The organism is Sphingobacterium chungjuense, assembly GCF_011316935.1.
Classification (GTDB): domain Bacteria; phylum Bacteroidota; class Bacteroidia; order Sphingobacteriales; family Sphingobacteriaceae; genus Sphingobacterium; species Sphingobacterium chungjuense.
On sequence record NZ_WLYS01000004.1, the window covers coordinates 444885 to 462896 of the forward strand.

General features: G+C 44.6%; 13 protein-coding genes. 7 read left to right on the forward strand and 6 right to left on the reverse strand.

Translation table 11 applies throughout. The features are described from left to right. Positions 1-15 precede the first annotated feature (15 nt). Both GKO22_RS12550 and GKO22_RS12555 read right to left on the reverse strand, forming a co-directional pair. Positions 16-1062: a YncE family protein gene (locus tag GKO22_RS12550; RefSeq protein ID WP_166335523.1), complete on the reverse strand. Its 1047-nt coding sequence runs from the start codon at positions 1060-1062 to the stop codon at positions 16-18. 29 nt (positions 1063-1091) lie between these two features. After that, the gene (locus tag GKO22_RS12555) at positions 1092-2291 is read right to left on the reverse strand and encodes an alpha/beta hydrolase (RefSeq protein ID WP_166335525.1); all 1200 of its coding nucleotides are present in this window, start codon (positions 2289-2291) and stop codon (positions 1092-1094) included. Positions 2292-2464: 173 nt separating this feature from the next. On the opposite strand from GKO22_RS12555, the gene GKO22_RS12560 reads away from it, so the two are divergent. The 6 genes from GKO22_RS12560 to uvrA all read left to right on the forward strand — a co-directional run bounded on the left by GKO22_RS12560 (position 2465) and on the right by uvrA (position 11692). Further along, complete coding sequence (locus GKO22_RS12560; RefSeq protein ID WP_166335527.1) at positions 2465-4867, forward strand: TonB-dependent receptor domain-containing protein; 2403 nt, start codon at positions 2465-2467, stop codon at positions 4865-4867. Further along, positions 4857-6104, forward strand: a complete 1248-nt coding sequence (locus tag GKO22_RS12565) for a hypothetical protein (protein ID WP_166335529.1) — start codon at positions 4857-4859, stop codon at positions 6102-6104. The genes GKO22_RS12560 and GKO22_RS12565 overlap by 11 nt, the downstream gene beginning before the upstream one ends. 164 nt (positions 6105-6268) lie before the next feature. Continuing rightward, the gene (locus tag GKO22_RS12570; protein WP_166335531.1) at positions 6269-6823 is read left to right on the forward strand and encodes an RNA polymerase sigma factor; all 555 of its coding nucleotides are present in this window, start codon (positions 6269-6271) and stop codon (positions 6821-6823) included. Further along, on the forward strand, positions 6813-7685 hold the full coding sequence (locus GKO22_RS12575) for a hypothetical protein (protein ID WP_166335533.1): 873 nt from the start codon (positions 6813-6815) through the stop codon (positions 7683-7685). The genes GKO22_RS12570 and GKO22_RS12575 overlap by 11 nt, the downstream gene beginning before the upstream one ends. Before the next feature lie 10 nt (positions 7686-7695). Further along, positions 7696-8751, forward strand: a complete 1056-nt coding sequence (locus GKO22_RS12580; RefSeq protein ID WP_166335535.1) for a DUF4097 family beta strand repeat-containing protein — start codon at positions 7696-7698, stop codon at positions 8749-8751. 79 nt (positions 8752-8830) lie between these two features. Further along, the gene (uvrA, locus tag GKO22_RS12585) at positions 8831-11692 is read left to right on the forward strand and encodes an excinuclease ABC subunit UvrA (RefSeq protein ID WP_166335537.1); all 2862 of its coding nucleotides are present in this window, start codon (positions 8831-8833) and stop codon (positions 11690-11692) included. Here the strand turns inward: uvrA and GKO22_RS12590 are convergent. Next, on the reverse strand, positions 11689-12141 hold the full coding sequence (locus tag GKO22_RS12590) for an energy transducer TonB (RefSeq protein ID WP_166335539.1): 453 nt from the start codon (positions 12139-12141) through the stop codon (positions 11689-11691). The two genes, uvrA and GKO22_RS12590, sit on opposite strands and share 4 nt — an antisense overlap. Positions 12142-12226: 85 nt before the next feature. Continuing rightward, the gene (locus GKO22_RS12595; protein ID WP_166335540.1) at positions 12227-13210 is read right to left on the reverse strand and encodes a hypothetical protein; all 984 of its coding nucleotides are present in this window, start codon (positions 13208-13210) and stop codon (positions 12227-12229) included. A gap of 182 nt (positions 13211-13392) precedes the next feature. On the opposite strand from GKO22_RS12595, the gene GKO22_RS12600 reads away from it, so the two are divergent. After that, entirely contained in the window at positions 13393-14478 is a 1086-nt protein-coding gene (locus GKO22_RS12600) for an acyloxyacyl hydrolase (protein WP_317165712.1), read from the forward strand. 5 nt (positions 14479-14483) lie between these two features. On the opposite strand, the gene topB is transcribed toward GKO22_RS12600, so the two are convergent. Both topB and GKO22_RS12610 read right to left on the reverse strand, forming a co-directional pair. Next, positions 14484-16601 carry a type IA DNA topoisomerase gene (gene topB / locus GKO22_RS12605; protein ID WP_166335542.1) on the reverse strand — a complete coding sequence of 706 codons (2118 nt, stop codon included), beginning with the start codon at positions 16599-16601 and terminating at the stop codon, positions 14484-14486. Between the two features lie 31 nt (positions 16602-16632). Then, complete coding sequence (locus tag GKO22_RS12610) at positions 16633-17979, reverse strand: deoxyguanosinetriphosphate triphosphohydrolase (protein ID WP_166335544.1); 1347 nt, start codon at positions 17977-17979, stop codon at positions 16633-16635. Positions 17980-18012: the final 33 nt, after the last annotated feature.

Consider the following 18012-nt stretch of genomic DNA (forward strand, 5'->3'; position numbering starts at 1 on the left):
TGCAAATATCGTTTTTTATTTGATTTTCGTTAGCGTATCGCCATTTGTATCGGCTGCTGGAGCAGGTTGCCCTTCGACTGGACGGCCACCTTTTGTTTTATTGACGACGAATGCAACACCCGTTTTAGGATTGACACGCACATGATTTGGATGTGAGCCAGTAGGCAGATCAGCCAATACTTCATAAGACTTCGCATCGATTACCGTAGTCGTGCCTGTTTGTCTGTTAGCAGAATATACGCGATTGGTTTTCTTATCGTACGTGATACCGATAGCGCCTGCTCCTGTTGGAATACTCTTCAAAACCGCACCCGTTTTCGCATCTAATACCGTGACCGTTCCGGATTTTTGATTAGCAACAAACAGACGATCGTCAGCAGACACTAAGTTCACTGGTGATTCACCACCAGAAGGATAGCTTTTCTCTACTTGACCACTTTTAATGTCGATCACCGCAATTTCATTTGTACCCATGTTCGTCGCGAAGAATTTGTCTTTCTTCTTATTGAATGCCAATGCAGTCGTTGTTTTACCGGTATTAGGAATGGTGCGAACTACGGTATTGCTTCTGCCATCGATTACCCAAATATCACTTGGATCGCCTACATTAGTCACATAAGCCATATTGTTATCTTCATCTACCAATACCTCACGCGTGTGCGATTTATCGCCTCCGGCGTTGAACGTAGCCAACACTTTTTTAGTCTTTAGATCGACGGCACTTACCGAGTTCGTTCTGGTATTGGTGGTGTACACCACTTGCGTTTTATTGTTAATGCCCAATCCGAAAGGAGGATTATCTTTCATCGAAATGCTATCCACAATCGCTAAGGTTTCTGGATCAATTTTGTACAAGGCACCACCTGGATTTGATCTCGAACCAGCACTCGATATATAGATATGTCCATCGGCCTGATTGATGACCGCTTCATAAATACCTGTTCCAGCAGGAGCAGATTTTTCTACTTGCTGCGCCGCAGCACCGTGAGCAGCACCTAATAACCCTAAGGCCATCACCAAGCGTGCGGCATTTTTCTGATGTTTGTTGATATGTAGATTCATGTTTTGAAAAAAATTGATAAAATTCTTATTTAAGGTTGATTATTATTTTGGGAAAGCTGTGAAGTCCACCAGCTATAGAAATAGGGAAAAGCTTTTTGCCAATACCACGCACCATGTCGGCCATCTGGCTCAATCACCACCTGCATCTGCTGCCGTCCGCTATTTTGCATCATCTGGATGATGCGTTCGATATCATCGTGCATGCGTACGCGACTGCCGTCTGGCTTTATGCGATTCTCATTTCCGCCACCGTAGAAGTAGAAATGGGGAATTAAAGATGCATCTTTCACAGGAATGTTGGCGATGGATTGGTCAATATTGCCTTCATCCAGCCAAATTGAAGGCGATAACACAGCAACTGTTCCAAATACTTCGGGATGCAACAAGCCCGCATAAAAGGTGAGCAAACCGCCTACTGAACTTCCCGCCATCGCCGTATGTGCACGATCTGCCTTAGTACGATAATGCTGATCGACATATGGTTTCAACACCGATACGATATCTTGCAGGTAGGCTTCGCCTAATGGTTGCGGAAATGACGTAGTCGGGCGCACAAAATATTCATTTTGCCGCTGCTGAATATCTTCCGCATGGGCAATAGCCACTACTATAGCTTTTTCTTTTGCTTCATCAATCGCTTCATCTACGCGCCATTCTAGCGGACCAATCCTACCTTTAGAAGTGGCTTCGTCAAAGAGATCTTGCCCGTCGTGCATATAAATCACGGGATAGCTTTCTTGCGAATCTGCATATCCTTCTGGCAAGTAAATCCACACGCGGCGCCGCACGTCAAGTTTCGGAAAATAAAATGCGCTATCTAATATATGTACTTGCGGACTAGCTGTAGAAGCTGGATAATCATCGCGCCAACCGTCGATCGTAGCCGTCAAGGCGGTATCGCCGGTAACGATTAGCTTGATCGGACCTTCCAGATTCCCTTGGGAGGTAGAGGCCAAGGTTTCCCAATTTCCACGCGTGAATTTATACTCAAAAAGCCCTTTGGAAACTGAAGGAATAGTGACCTGAATCGTTTCGCCGTATTTCGGAATAGCTCCTACTAATACGGCCGCTGGTTTCCAACCATTAAACGCGCCCGTGATAAAGAAGTTCTCACCAATATGTGACGATTGATCGCGATTTTGTATCGTTATTTTTACCTCATACAGCTCCTGCGCCATTCCCCACTTTGCTATTAAGATTGTCGTTAGGCATAGCAGCCAAACCTTCATTTTCATATTGTTGTCGATATCAATTTCTGTTTTAGTGTAAACAGATCGCTAATTTAGACAAATTCTAAACAATTAGCAATTAGTATCGTCAGATTAGCTTGCGTGCAGCCGTAATCCTTTGATTTTATTAAGATTTAATCTAATTTAGCGGCAAATATTATTTCTGCCGCTACATGAGCACAAAATCAAGCTTCTTTTTGTTCATCACTTTTTGCTGGATATGCACTTCTTACGCCCAACAACACTCGGATGTATACGGTCGTGTGAAGAATGTGCAAGCTACGCCTTTGGCAGGCATTACGGTAATTTTAGGTGATCAGCGCGCCAGTACCGATTCTTTGGGCGGCTTTGTCTTTCGCGATGTTGCCAATGGTACACAAATAGTTCGGTTGTCGGGCATTGGATACCGCGAACAAGAGGAAATCGTGCAAAAAGTAGCGAACAAATCATTGTATCTAGATATTACACTTTCTGCAGCAGACAGCCAGATTGCTGAAGTGCAAGTCATGGGACAATCCGACACCGAGCGCGCGGGCAAACAAGCGATTCGTGCAATCGTTGTGGATACGCGTGCGGTGGCAGAGCAACCCGTTACCTTGGCCGAGTTGATTAATCGCTCGCCGGGTGTGCGCATTCGCCAAAGCGGCGGATTGGGCAATGCGGTGGATGTTTCGGTCAATGGTTTTCAAGGGCGCGCGGTACGCTATTTCAAAGATGGTATTCCTTTGAATTACTTGGCTGGCGGATACGGCATTCACAATATTCCAGTCAATTCGCTGGAGCGCGTAGAAGTTTTTAAAGGCGTGTTGCCCATCTCATTAGGCGCAGATGCTTTGGGCGGGGCGGTCAATTTAGTGACCAAAGGTTTGCCGGTAGGCGATCAATTGGATGCCAGTTATGAAATCGCTTCCTTCAACACGCATCGTTTTGCTGTCAATGCATCCACCCGTAAGAAAAATGGCTTTTACACTGGTTTAGAAGCTTTTTATAATTACTCTGACAATAATTACAATGCGTTTGTCATGGTGCCTGATCCCAGCACGGGCAATCCGAGTGAGCAATCCGTCGAGCTATTTCACAATGCGTATCGCGGCGTGTATGGTGAGGCATTTGTTGGTGTGAAAGATAAGCCATGGGCCAAGGATTTACGATTCAGCCTTGCTTACTTTGATGTAGAGCGACAGCAACAGCATCCTGTTTTGATGACTTCACCTTACGGTGCAGCCTTAGCTAAGCAATCTTCTGTGATCCCAACCTTACGCTATGTTGGCAGCTTTTTCGACGACCGTTTGACGATTGAACAATTTGCCGTAGCCAATACCTTGAAATTTAACACAGTCGATACGGTACAAGGCCGCTACGATTGGTTTGGCAATTTTACCCCGACGCCGGGAAATATTGGCGAAAGTGGGCGCCCATCCTTATCCGACATTCGCATCCAACAGATCACTTCTCGCACGACGGCCAGTTGGCGATGGAAGGCAAATAACATCTTGTCTGCCAATTATACGGTAACAAGTAGCAAGCGAACAGGCGAAGATCCATTTGGCCCACGCTTTGCCGACTCCGATGTAGACGTACTTTCGGCGCGTACGCGATTTGACAAACAAGTATTGGGATTGGACTGGTCGGGAAAAGTAAGCGACCGTTGGTCATATTCTATTATGGGCAAATGGTATCATTATCGTTCAGTAGGCACTGAGGCGTGGGCTAATCGGCCTATTTCGGAAAACGAGGAATCGTCCGTTTCCAAGAGCTACTTTGGTGCTGGCGGATCGTTAAAATATGAGTGGGATGCAGATAGAAATGTACGCTTCTCGAGCGAATACGCGTATCGTATTCCCGAGATCGATGAGTTATTTGGTGATGCGGTGTGGACTGTTCCAAACTTCGATCTTAATCCAGAACGCAGTCTCAACTTCAATTTGGGTACGCGCAACCGATTCCGCAATCTGAACTACGAAGTCAACACATTCTACCGACGTACTAAAGGATTAATCCTATTAGTTCCCGTATTAGCACCATACGCACAATTTCAGAACATCAATAACGTAGAAGGTTATGGCGTAGAGCTGGATTTGACACATCCGATCAATTCCTTCTTGGATGTGAGAGGTAATGCTACTTGGCAAAGTCTTCGGCTAATGGGCTTTGACTTACCTAGTGATCAGTGGCGCAATGGAACGCGATTGCAAAATACGCCTTATTTCTTTGCGAATCTTGGATTGAATGCGCATATCGATGGGGTTGGAAAGCCCGACAATAGATTGGACATCTATTTGAATTACAATTTTGTGCGCGAGTTCTACTTGGAGACGATCCCTCGCCAAGCCGAGCCCGGAGGTTTTCTAGGATTATCAGGCAGCGCGAGCGTAGCATCCGACCTCATCATTCCCAACCAAAATCTACTAAGCGGTGGTTTGAGCTACCGCATGAAAAACGACAAATACCGCATCAGCATGGAAGTTAAAAACATGCTGGATGCCCGATTATACGATTACTTCCGCGTACAACGCGCCGGACGTAGCTTTCACTTAAAACTCACCTATCAACTATTCAATGCACATGAAAACTAGATTTATATTTCAAGCACTTGCGCTCTCTTTATTCGGATTGACCGCTTGCTCGGATGACGCTCCAAATCCGGGAAACGAAACAGAAAGTGTCTATCTAATACAAACCATGAGCGAGGTCACGCAATTGAAACCTGGCTTTATGAGCAGCTATGCGGAGTTCCCCTCAGGAACTATTTCCAATGCACAACAGCCTACTGCTCGCCAAGGACAAGCCAATGAAGGATGGCGTACGCATAATGGCAACGTCTATAAAATGTTTAACGCGAGCTTTGAACGCGGTATCCACCAACTAAATATTACTTCGCAAGGTGTGATCTCTTACGGTGCATCAATCATCACTGGCAATACCTTGAACGGCTCTGGTAATTTTGTGATCGAAAACGATACCAAAGGTTACTACTGGGATGGCAATGAGCCTTGGGGAATCCAAACATTTAACCCAGAATCGGTACAAAAAACAGGCAAGATCGACGTAGATTTCGAAGCCATATTAACCAGAAATGATAGTCGTATCACTTTCCAAGGGATTGGACAACACTTCTTAGCCATAAAAGGTGGCAAGCTCTATGCTGATGTCGTATATAGTAGCGGTACAGGTATGGCGAGAGGTATGTTCAATGACGTATTCAACGATGTTTCTATTGCGGTGATTGATTTGGCTACGCAGAAATATGAGAAAACCATTACTATTCCGAATACACAATCCATCGCTTTTATCAATGATAATGAAATGTATTCTTTTGACACCAACGGTGATTTGTACATCCTATGCCAAGGAGGTCCTGGTGCATTGGGCGGACGCTCTAAAATTGCACGCATCAAAGCTGCGGAAACAGACATTGATACTAGCTGGGAATTGAAATACTCCGATATCTATTCGGTAGATACGGGTAAATTCACCGGTTTATTGGCCAAAAATGGCAAACTGATTGTATTCTCGAATTCGGTACCGCTTTCGTTAACACCGAATAATATTAATACGGGTGAAATCTGGAAGTACCACGTAGTAGATATCAGTTCCAAAGCGATTACTGCGGTAGAAGGTTTAGAGTTATCGACCAATGCGGGTGGCGCTTATGCAGCATTTGAAATTGATGGCAGAATTATCCTACGCGTTAATGCACCTTCAAAAACGGGCGTAACAGGTTACTACGAATTGAATGGTACACAAGCCAAACAGATCATTCATGTATCAGATGGTCACGTAGCTGGCTTCACAAAAGCAAATGTGCAGTAAACGCTATTAGCAATCAAGTAACCTGCATAACAGATCAAAAAGCCACCTTAACGGGTGGCTTTTCTGCTATGAATAAGTTTTTTTATAATAATTTGCAACATTGTATGAACGATGGCGACTATAGTATAGAAACAAGATGAAAGACATTAGGGTAAAATAAAAAGGTGAAAGCGAGCTGGACCGATAAGGAGTTAATAGACTTATGTCTTGCTGGTAAAGACAGCGGGTATACTCGGCTATACGAGCGGTATGCTACATCGATCTACAATTCGATCTATCGGCTCGTCAATAATATAGCCGAAGCAGAAGATCTCTTGCAGGAAGTATTTGTCAATGTATTTTCGAATGTGAATCGCCTAGTAGAATTGGATAGCTTCGAAGCGTGGACAAAGCGTATTGCCATCAACAAAAGCATTTCCCATTTGCGCAAACGTCGTATCTATTTTACGGATATCGATGAAGTACAAGGATCGGAAATACTACGGGATGACGAAGAGAACGAGTGGCAGCAAAGTCGCATAGAGGATATCGAACAGGCAATAGAAAAACTGCCTGATACGGCAAAGACCATCGTCAATCTGTTTCTTTTTGAGGATATGTCGCAAGAAGAGATCGGAGAAACACTAGGTCTATCACACACGGCGGTACGTAGTCAGTATCACCGAGCGAAGCAAAAAATAGCACAAATGATAAAGGAGAAAGGGTGTTATGGAAGATAAACTGAAAAAATTTGTGAACGAGAATAGGCAGGCGTTTGATCGGCATCAGCCCTCACCGCTTGTTTGGGATCAGATTAAGAGAAAATTACCGCAGCAAATCGAGGTGGCAGCGGAGCAAGAAGAAGCGGTTACTCCGGTCAAGCGCATGCGCCCAGCACGTATATGGTATGCTGCGGCATCGATTGTGGCGATATTAATGGTGAGCGGAATCATCTGGAAACAGTTCAATGCAAGCAATGCCATTGTAGAAGAAGATACAAATTCTCAAATCGCACAACAAGCACAACCGGAAAATAACAACAGTGCACAAGGTCCAACTGTTGATCAACCAACATCGAAGGTTAGTCCTGACAAGGATGGATTGACGTATGATATCGATGCGCGTACGGCACAAGCAACGACAAGACAACCGCAAAAACAGATCCAAGAAGATCGATCAAAACAGGTCGAGATAGAAGATCCATTGGAGAAATCTTATGCTTTGCTAGCAGATGAAAGCTCTGCCATCAACCGAATGGAAGGCGTATTGCAATTGGCGAGTATGGATTATGTACCGGATGCAGGCATGGAAAAAATCCAATACCTCATGGCGAGCGACCCAAATGAAAACATCCGTTTGGCAGCGTATGACATCTTCATGGAACATGCCTCTGCGGCGCAAAAGGAAGAACAAATTCAGGACGCATTTCTACAACAAAAAGATGCAACTATGCAAGTGGAATTGATGCAGGCCATGGCTGAAACAGAAGATTTAAAGATTAATGATGCCACGACCAAACGTTTGGAAGCAATCGTAGACGATCCTTTGGCTATTGACCTCGTAAAAAATCAGGCGTATGCCGTATTAATGAAAAATTGGTAAACACAAGACTATGAAAACACAAATAATCAGCAGCGTAATAGCTTTGTTAGCTATGTGTACTTGGGGTACAGCGCAAACACAACCTAAAAGACCACCTCAGGCGGTATTTGGCGAAGATGCATTTAATTCAGCACAATCCAATAACACGAATCGTGAAAAAAAAGAATACCGATTTAAGAAAAATAGCGGCAAACTACTCGTGAATGCTAGTTCCGTATCGGTAGAAGGATATGATGGTAATGAAGTCATAGTTTCCACTTGGGTTGAACGTTCAGAACAAGATGAGCGTGCAGCGGGTTTGCAAGGCATTAATAGCTCCGGCTTAAAAGACAATACCGGTGTTGGACTACAACTGACCGAATCAGACGGTATCGCTATACTCAGCGTCGTAAATCGTCAAAAATTGGATTCAATACACCTTCGCTTACCAAATAAAATTTCATTGGCGGTAAAATCGCTTTCAAGCTGGACAGAAGGCACTATTACATTAAAGGATTTGCTATCAGAGATCGAAGTGAGTAATACATTTGGCGATGTAAAACTGCAGCAAGTAACTGGCCCTATGACCATTAAAACGGTACATGGAAACATCGAAGCCGTATTAGACAAGCCCGTGAAAGGACCTGTCTCCTTAGTTTCAACCTTAGGTTTTATCGATGTCGCTATCCCCAAATCAACGCCTGCTAATTTAGAACTGCGGACCACTATGGGAGAAATTTTTGCAGCAGAAGAACTCAATATTGACTTGAAGCCGACCACGAAGCAAAAAGATGCTACGATTGTATTGGCAAAAACTAAAACTTACGTGAATACCGATAGTTTAAGGAACAAGATGAGCATTGATCTTCAATCTGAAGGCTTATCTGACTCGATTGGAACAGTGATAGAACAAGCGATGGAATCTGCCAATGTGGCGATGGAATCTGCTTTTTCTGAATTACCACAGTCCTTTACTATTTCTGGTTCTTCCTCCAATCGAATTCAAGGTACGATTAATGGTGGTGGTGAAAACATCAACTTGCGCACGACGCATGGCAAAATTTACTTACGCACTACCAGCAAGTAAGCACGAAGTATACCCAAGCAAAACGCAAAAGTCGTCTTTAAAATGCGTAACTTTGCCACCTGCATAAATCAGGATTCTAATGGCAAAAGATAAGACGGTAGATCTGGGTGAACAACGTGAGGTAGAGGTTTTTGGAGCAAGGGTACACAATCTTAAAAACATTGATGTATCCTTTCCGCGTAATGAGCTGGTCGTGATCACCGGCTTAAGCGGGAGTGGAAAGTCATCCTTGGCCTTCGACACCATCTATGCCGAGGGACAACGCCGTTACATGGAAACTTTTTCGGCGTACAGCCGGCAATTTTTGGGTGGCATGGAACGACCCGATGTGGATAAAATATCGGGATTGAGTCCTGTTATTTCTATCGAACAGAAGACCACTTCGAAAAACCCGAGATCCACCGTCGGTACTATTACCGAAATTTATGATTTCTTACGTTTGCTTTATGCGCGTGCCGGTGAAGCGTATTCTTATGCTAGCGGCCGCAAGATGGAGCGCATGTCCGACGATCAGATCATCGATCGTATTATGGACGAGTATGCAGGCGACCCCATCTACATTCTAGCACCAGTTATCAAAGGCCGGAAAGGACATTACCGTGAACTATTCGAGCAAATACGTAAACAAGGTTATACCAAAGTACGCGTGGATGGCGACATCTTAGATGTGGTTGCTAAAATGCAGGTAGACCGATACAAAATCCACGATATCGAGATTGTTATCGATCGATTGTACGTAAACGAAGACGATCGCAAGCGTTTGTACACCTCGGTATTGCAAGCGTTGAAAACCGCTAAAGGAATTATCAAGATCGTCAACAAAGAAGATAAGGAGAATTTCTACAGCCGTTATTTGATGGATGCAGAATCCGGCATTTCCTACGACGAGCCACAGCCCAACACGTTCTCGTTCAACTCGCCTTATGGCGCTTGTCCGAAGTGCGACGGACTTGGTTATGTATTTGAGATCGATAAGCAAATGGTCATCCCCGACCGTTCTTTGAGCATTCAGAAAGGTGCTATTGTACCGATTGGCGCGCTGCGCGAATCGTGGACCTCGGCCATCATTAAAGCCATCGCCACTAAATTCGACTTTTCGCTTACTGCGCCGATCAGTAAACTGACGGAAGAGCAAATAGATCTGCTTTTGTACGGTGCAGACGAGCCTATTCCACTCACCGTTTCCTATGGTAGCTACGGCGCCAGAGAATATAAAGTTAATTTTCAAGGCATCTTTACGATGTTGGAGGAGCACGCTCCAAAACAACAGGAAGATAGCCGTCCGGTTGAAGATTTTCGTACTAAAGTAATCTGCCCTACGTGCCAAGGTGCTCGATTGAAAAAAGAATCGCTTCACTTTAAGATAGACGACAAGAATATCTATGAGTTGGCATCTACAGATATCTCTAACTTACACGCTTGGTTCGAAGGATTAGAAGATCGCTTGAACGATCGCCAGCGCACCATTGCGACTGAGATTTTGAAAGAGATCCGTACGCGTTTGGGCTTCCTGCTAGATGTCGGACTTACCTACCTTACGCTCAACCGTAGTTCGAAAACCCTTTCGGGCGGCGAGGCGCAACGTATCCGATTGGCCACGCAGATTGGTTCTCAGTTGGTCAATGTATTGTATATTTTGGATGAGCCGAGTATTGGTTTGCACCAGCGCGACAACGAACGCCTGATTCATGCTTTAAAAAATCTGCGTGATATCGGTAATTCAGTATTGGTCGTAGAGCATGATAAAGATATGATCTTGCATGCCGATTATGTGATCGACATGGGGCCGGAAGCTGGTTTACACGGCGGTAAAGTCGTGGCAGAAGGTACACCAAAAGATATTCTGAAAGCAGATACGCTGACCGCAGCTTATCTAAACGGTAGAAAAGAAGTCGCCATTCCTGCCACACGACGTGAAGGCAATGGCAAAGAATTGGTGCTGTCGGGAGCAACAGGACATAACTTGAAAAAAGTAAATGCGGTATTTCCGTTAGGAAAACTCATCGCTGTCACGGGTGTATCGGGTTCTGGAAAATCCAGTTTGATCACAGGAACGCTGTATCCGATCTTGAACCATCATTTCTTTCGTGCGAAAGCGACACCGCTTCCTTACAAATCCATCGAAGGGCTAGAGCATATCGATAAGGTGATCGAGATTGACCAAAGTCCGATCGGACGAACTCCACGGTCGAATCCATCGACGTATACTGGTGTATTCTCCGACATTCGCACGCTATTCGTCCAACTGCCGGAAGCCAAGATCCGAGGTTACAAACCGGGACGTTTTTCTTTCAATGTGAAAGGTGGGCGTTGTGAAACCTGCCAGGGAGCTGGTATGAAGATTATTGAGATGAACTTCCTACCTGATGTGCAAGTTCCTTGTGAAACGTGCCATGGCAAGCGCTATAATCGCGAAACATTGGAAGTACGCTACCGCGGAAAATCGATTGCGGATGTGTTGCACATGAGTATTGACGAGGCCGTGGAATTCTTTGAGAATATCCCATCCATCTTCCGTAAGATCAAAACCTTGCAAGATGTTGGTTTAGGATATATCACTTTAGGACAATCATCTACGACATTGTCTGGCGGTGAAGCACAACGTGTCAAGCTAGCGACCGAATTATCCAAGAAAGATACAGGAAGTACGTTTTACATCCTGGATGAGCCAACCACTGGATTACACTTTGAGGATGTGAATGTCTTGATGGGCGTCATCAATCGTTTAGTAGATCGCGGAAATAGTGTTTTGATTATTGAGCACAACTTGGATGTGATCAAAACAGCAGACTGGGTGATTGATATGGGACCTGAAGGTGGAGCAGCAGGCGGCACAATGCTATTTGCTGGCGTACCAGAAGATCTGATCAAAGTGAAGAAAAGTGAAACGGGTAGATTCCTGAAAGAAGAAATGAAACCGCAAAAAGCCGCTGCTGTTTAACGGTCTTTTAAATTGATCACGACCGGTTGCCGGAAACGGGTCTTCACAGGCTGACCATCGCGCAGCGCTGGTTTCCAGCGTGGTGAACGTTGCATCACGCGCATTACTTCTTCTTTGAACTCGGGACTGATCTTATCGGCGTTGAGCACTTCTATGTCGCAGACTTTACCATCTTCACACACGGTAAACTCCAGATTGGCTTGCTGCACTAGTCCGAAGCTGATGTAGCTATCTTCGTCGATGCTTTCTTGTATATTACGAACGTTCAGATTTTTATTCAGGAAGTTGCTCCAGCCTCTCGCACCACCCGAAAATCGTGGAATAACATCTACCTCGGTATAAATGGTATCCACCGAGATATGATTTTTTTTAAGGGCATAAGCCGAGGTCATCACGGCGCTCAGCGAAAGCCCAAGCGCGATCGAGAATATGTATTTTATCGTCTGCATATGTTTGTTCCTACCTTTCAGAGAGGAAAGAAACAAAAATCACTCCACGAAGTAAGAAGAAGTGTGCAGCGCAGACCAAGACCGCTTAAGCAAGGGGAAGATCGACCTTATCCCGAAAATTTCCGTCTTCATCGGAGATAAAGCTCATCGGCTCTTCAGGATTTTTGATGATCTCAAAAAGCGTATATCCCCAAGGTTTCCAAAAATTCTCCAACACCTGTCCATAAGTTTTCACCTGCCAATGATCGAAAATAGGTTTCATCGTCCAATCTTGCATCGGCATTGGCTCTACGTAGATCATGTTGGGTGTATCCATATAGGTGTATTCTGGCAACTTATTAAATAAATAAGCCGAGTAGAAATAACGTGCACAGATTTCTTCGAATTGAATCGGATGCAATACCTTACCATGTATCATTGCCAGCACATCTTCATGATAGATAGCATGTGTGCCATTATCCTGTAGCGTAGCAATGATCGCAAAATCATTCATCCGCAAGGAGAATATCAAGGTATTGATCTCGTCACGGTAGATAAAGGTTTCCGGCGCATTCTCCACAGGAAGAACCAACACCGAGAATGGGTTTCTATTTTCAAATTCCATGGGGTGAATGGCCGATTGCAACATCGTATGCAGATTGCGAAATTTGTGCACCAAAGCCTGCGAGAAGTTCATCTCCTCCCCGCTCATGGTAGCTTGTCGAATTCCGGCTTGTATTTCATTAAACACGACACCATACAGAATCTTGGCTACCCACTGGAATAAAATGGTAGTTGGCAATTCCTTCACCGCATCATAACCAACAGCCATAGCGCGTTCTACCGCAGATTCTACCGATTCTAGCTGCAGAGCTGCGTCCGCAGAGCAGGGCAACTTCAACTTTTTGTAGGTAGAAAAACTTTCATCCAGCATCTTGAAGGGCTGTTCTTCCAAATTGAAAGCACGCATCATCCATACTGGAAATACCTGAATTTGTTCATCGGCAGAATGCAAGGCTTTGCCGGTCAAAAAACAAGTCTTATTATCAAATGTGAAGTCTTGAAAAGGGTTGTAGAGTCGTGTCGCCATATCTCAAACAAAGGTAGGGCTTTGGATAAGTTATTTGATAGTTTGATTAGCTAATGACGAAAAAATGGCGGATGATGACTACAGCGAAACAAAAAATTCTAAAAATGTACGTATTTTTGCGCCTTATTCAATAAATTCTATTCGTGCGAGGTCTACTTACGCTATACATTTTCTTTTTTATCGTGTCTGCAAATAATGTATACGCACAAACGGATTCTATCGCAAAGCGAAAATCTCCTATTATTTTTGAAATGGAGATAGAGAATGGCGGTATTCTGCAGCAGAAAAATGCGCGTGTAGCCTATCAAGACGCCTATTATGAAGGCGTAAACTTCAAAATTGGCTGGCAGCAACGTGATAAAACAGATCCTTATTTTGAGTTATACAACAATCCGATTTATGGAATAGGATTTTACTCCAGCACGTTCAATAATGATATCATCGGTAATCCATATGCATTGTATGGATTCGTACAGACGCCGATCGCACCGCGTGAGCACAGCCGCTGGTCTTATGATTATCGCATTGGATTAGGTTTATCAGGAAATTTTTACCCATTCGATGAGGAGGATAATCCTTTGAATCTTGTTATTGGCTCGAAGAACAATGTATTTATAGATTTCGGTATTCGCGCTCAATATACGTTTCACCCCAAATGGCGTGCAGGATTAGGTTTGGCCTTCCATCATTTTTCCAATGGCGCATTGGCTTTGCCCAATTCTGGTGTGAATCTAGTTCCCGTCACGATTTCGGTTAATTATCAACCGAACCCGATGCCCGTACATGCAAGAAAAGCCGATATTCCGTCTTACAGCAGACGAACGCTTTTCCACATCAACTATGGCGCCGGTGTTAAACAGCTTAGTGAAGATAATGATCATCTGTATTTCAAATCTACCGTAAGCGCCTATGCGAGCCGGCACGTGAGCCATAAATGGCGTATCGGAGGCGGTTTAGACCTTTTCTATTCTTCTTCTGGCAATGATAATGAAATTGCGGGCGATAAATCAGGCGATCTAGGTTCGAAAATTTCGGGCGGCCCGTCGTTTTATTTAGCGCATGTGCTCAATCAACGATTAGTATTGAATGGCAATGTGGGATATTATATCCACAATCAGGTCTTCAATGGAGAAATAAACAAGTTCTTTCTACGTGCAGGAGCACGTTATTATGTATACCAAAATATCAATGCCGGTGTATCGATCAAAGCACATATGGGCAAGGCCGATTTCATCGAATGGACCGTCGGTTATACCTTTAATCGCTAGCTCGTTTATTCTACCGGGCTAACGCGCAGATTTTCGAATGTCAAGGCCGCCTCTACCAGTTGGCCTTGCTTATTCTTCACGCCTTTCAGCACCGAAGTTTTTCCTTTCTCCAACAGGTTTTTCATTTCCTTTTCTTCCAAGAATACGCCATTCAAGGTGCGCCAAATCTTAAAGTCGCAACCTTGTGCATAGCGATCACACTGCGCGATTTTTTCGTAGAGATGGATGTTGCCCGGTTCGCATTTCGGACACTTAATCTTGCCTTTTTGCTGCGGCTTGGCTTCTTCCTGTGCAATGGCAATTTTCAATTGCAGCAACTCACCCGTAATCTTCGCCGTGTAATCTTTGATATGCTTCATAAATACGTCGTAAGACACTTTGTTGGCGCGCATCTCTTCAAGTTTCTGCTCCCACTTACCTGTTAGGGTGACTTTGGCAATCGAGCGATCCTTCACCAGATTATAGATCGTCAATCCCTTATCGGTAGGTACCAATTTTTTCTTTTCCCGACGGATGTATTCTCGTTGAAACAAAGTTTCGATGGTCGCAGCGCGCGTGGCTGGCGTTCCTAATCCACAGTCTTTCATCGCTTGACGCATTTCCTCGTCTTCGATTTCCTTACCCGAAGTTTCCATTGCCTTTAATAACGAAGCTTCGGTATGCACAGGCTTGGCTTTGGTAAAGCGCTCGGACAAGGCCAGCGAACGCATGGCATGCCATTCACCCGTCGTCAACTTGGGCAATTGCGCATTTTCATTATCCTGATCTTCATTGCCTTTTTCGTCTTCTGCGGCGGGTTCTACTTGTTCGGCAGATAAGCGCCAGCCGTACTGACGGATCACCGTTCCTTTGGCAATAAGTTCCGTATCTGCGGCTTTGAGCACCACGGTCGTGATGTCTTTAATACATATTTCGGAAAAACTCTCGACCATTCGCTTCGCGATCATCTCATACACATGTTGTTGATCTTTGGGCATCGGTCCCGGTTTTTCATCGGTCACGAGCAAAGCATGGTGATCAGTGACTTTCTTGTCGTCTACCGAGCGCTTATTGAGCTTCGCTCCAATCAGGTTTCGACTAATCGCCGCAATATTTTCTGGAGCAGTAGCTGCCAAATGTTGGAATAAAGGATCGATGGTTTCGAACACATCTTCTCCAATATACCGCGAGCCCGTACGTGGATAAGTAATCACTTTTTTCTCGTACAATGTTTGTGCAATGCTGAGCGTTTGATCGGCAGAATAACCGTATTTCTTGTTAGCATCTTGTTGCAGCGTAGTCAGATCGTACAAGAGCGGTGGTTGCTCTTTCGTTTCTTTGGCTTCTACCTGCATCACTTCCGCGTTATCTCCGACTTTGAGCTGCGCGAATCGTGCATCGGCATCTTCTTTTTTGTCGAACTTATTGGAAGTCGCCGTGAAAGAAATACCGTCTTTTTCAAAACCAGCTTGAATCTTAAAAAAGGCTTGCGGCTTGAAATCAAGATTTTCCAGATAGCGCGCGCAGATCATGGCCAAAGTTGGTGTTTGCACACGACCCAAGGAAAGTAAACCTTTGTTGCCGGCTGCCAGCGTAATAGCTTGCGTGGCATTGATACCAATCAGCCAGTCGGATTCCGAACGAGATCGCGCCGACATATACAAGCTATCGTACTCCTTCCCTTCTTTCAGTGCGGCAAAGCCCGCTTTGATGGCTTTGTCCGTTTGCGACGAAATCCACAAACGCTTGAACGGCACATCAGATTTGAGGTAATAATAAATATTGCGAAAAATCAATTCGCCTTCGCGCCCTGCATCCGTTGCCACAATGATTTCTTCGGCTTTGTCCAACAAGCCTTTGATCGTATTCAATTGCTTCGCTGCGCCGCCATCATCTACTTGACGGCCATCTTTGCGCACCTTTTTTACTTCCAGTGCAAACGCAGGCGGAATGATCGGCAAGTTGCTGGCCGCCCAGCTATGATAACCATACGCTTGCGGGGTGCATAATTGCACCAAATGCCCAAACGCATAGGTAAAAGCATAACCATTTCCTTCGATATAGCCATCTTTAATATCTTTCGCTCCCATCACTCGCGCCAAATCTCGCGCGACAGATGGCTTCTCCGCAATTACTACTTTCATGCTTTTTCGTATCGAAACGTCAGGATCTTGTTTAGTCTAAGGAAGGAATGGTGATTCCTTGAATTTTACGGTACAAATCTACGGCATACACATCGGTCATGCCCGACACAAAGTCTAGCACAGAGCGAATCTTGCTATACACATCATCTGATGCGGCATGAAACTGTTCTGGAATCATCGCGACGACCTTTTCATCGAACTTAGTTTTATTGGTTTTAAGATAAGCGGGCAAGAATTCGCCCAACAAAGCATTCATTACCTTAAAACCAGCAATCTCGATCTGTACCACATTTGGTGCGTTATAGATCCGTTTTATGGACAGTTTTTCAATGCGTTTCATCTGATCGACCAATGGCTGATCCAGCGCGTCCATCAAAGAAGATTGAAAAGTTCCTTCTAATAATTGGACTTGATGATCCGTGAACACCTTGGCACAACCGTGGATTAAGGTATTAATGGCTTTTGCACGCAACAAGGACACGCGACTTCCTTCGTCGGCCAATCCATCCAATCGCTCGCGCAGATTCGCATCGCCGCAAAGCGGCAACAATAGCGCTTCTACTTCTTGATACGACAGAATCCGTAAATGATGCGCATCTTCCAGATCGATAATATTATAACAAATATCATCGGCGGCTTCTACCAGATAGACCAACGGGTGACGCAAATATCCGTCTGGATTTTCAGGGTCGGTGTTCAAACCAAGTTCGGCCGCAATCTTGTCAAAAATAGGCTTTTCACCCTCAAAGAAGCCATATTTCTTACGATGATGATTACCTTTTATATGGCCATCAATAGCACGACAAGGATATTTAACAATCGCTGCCAGACTGGTATACGTGAGCGCAAAACCTTTATCATCTTTACCATTGAAAGGATGCGTCAAAATGCGTAGCGCATTGGCATTACCTTCAAAATGGGTTAGATCTGCCCATTGCGCCTCTGTAACCTGTTCTTTAAAATGTAAGCCTGCACCGTCGGTGAAGTAAGAAGAGATAGCGGCTTCGCCGGAATGACCGAAAGCGGGATTTCCCAAATCATGTGACAGACAAGCTGCCGAAACAATATTGCCTACCTCTTGTAGGAAAGGAACCTCGATATCGATATTGGGATTACTCTTTTTGGTCATCATGTAAAATAATCGACCTAAAGACCTGCCCACACTGGCTACTTCTAAACTATGTGTCAATCGGTTGTGTACAAACACGGATCCGGGCAATGGAAATACCTGCGTTTTATTTTGCAATCGGCGAAAAGGTGACGAAAATATCAGACGATCATAATCACGCTGAAACTCAGAGCGCGCATCAATCTGATCATTCATTTCTCGGGCTTCGTAGCCCCACCTTTTAGCCGATAATAGTTGTTTCCACTGCATGCAATATCGTGTTTTGACCGCCAAATATACGGT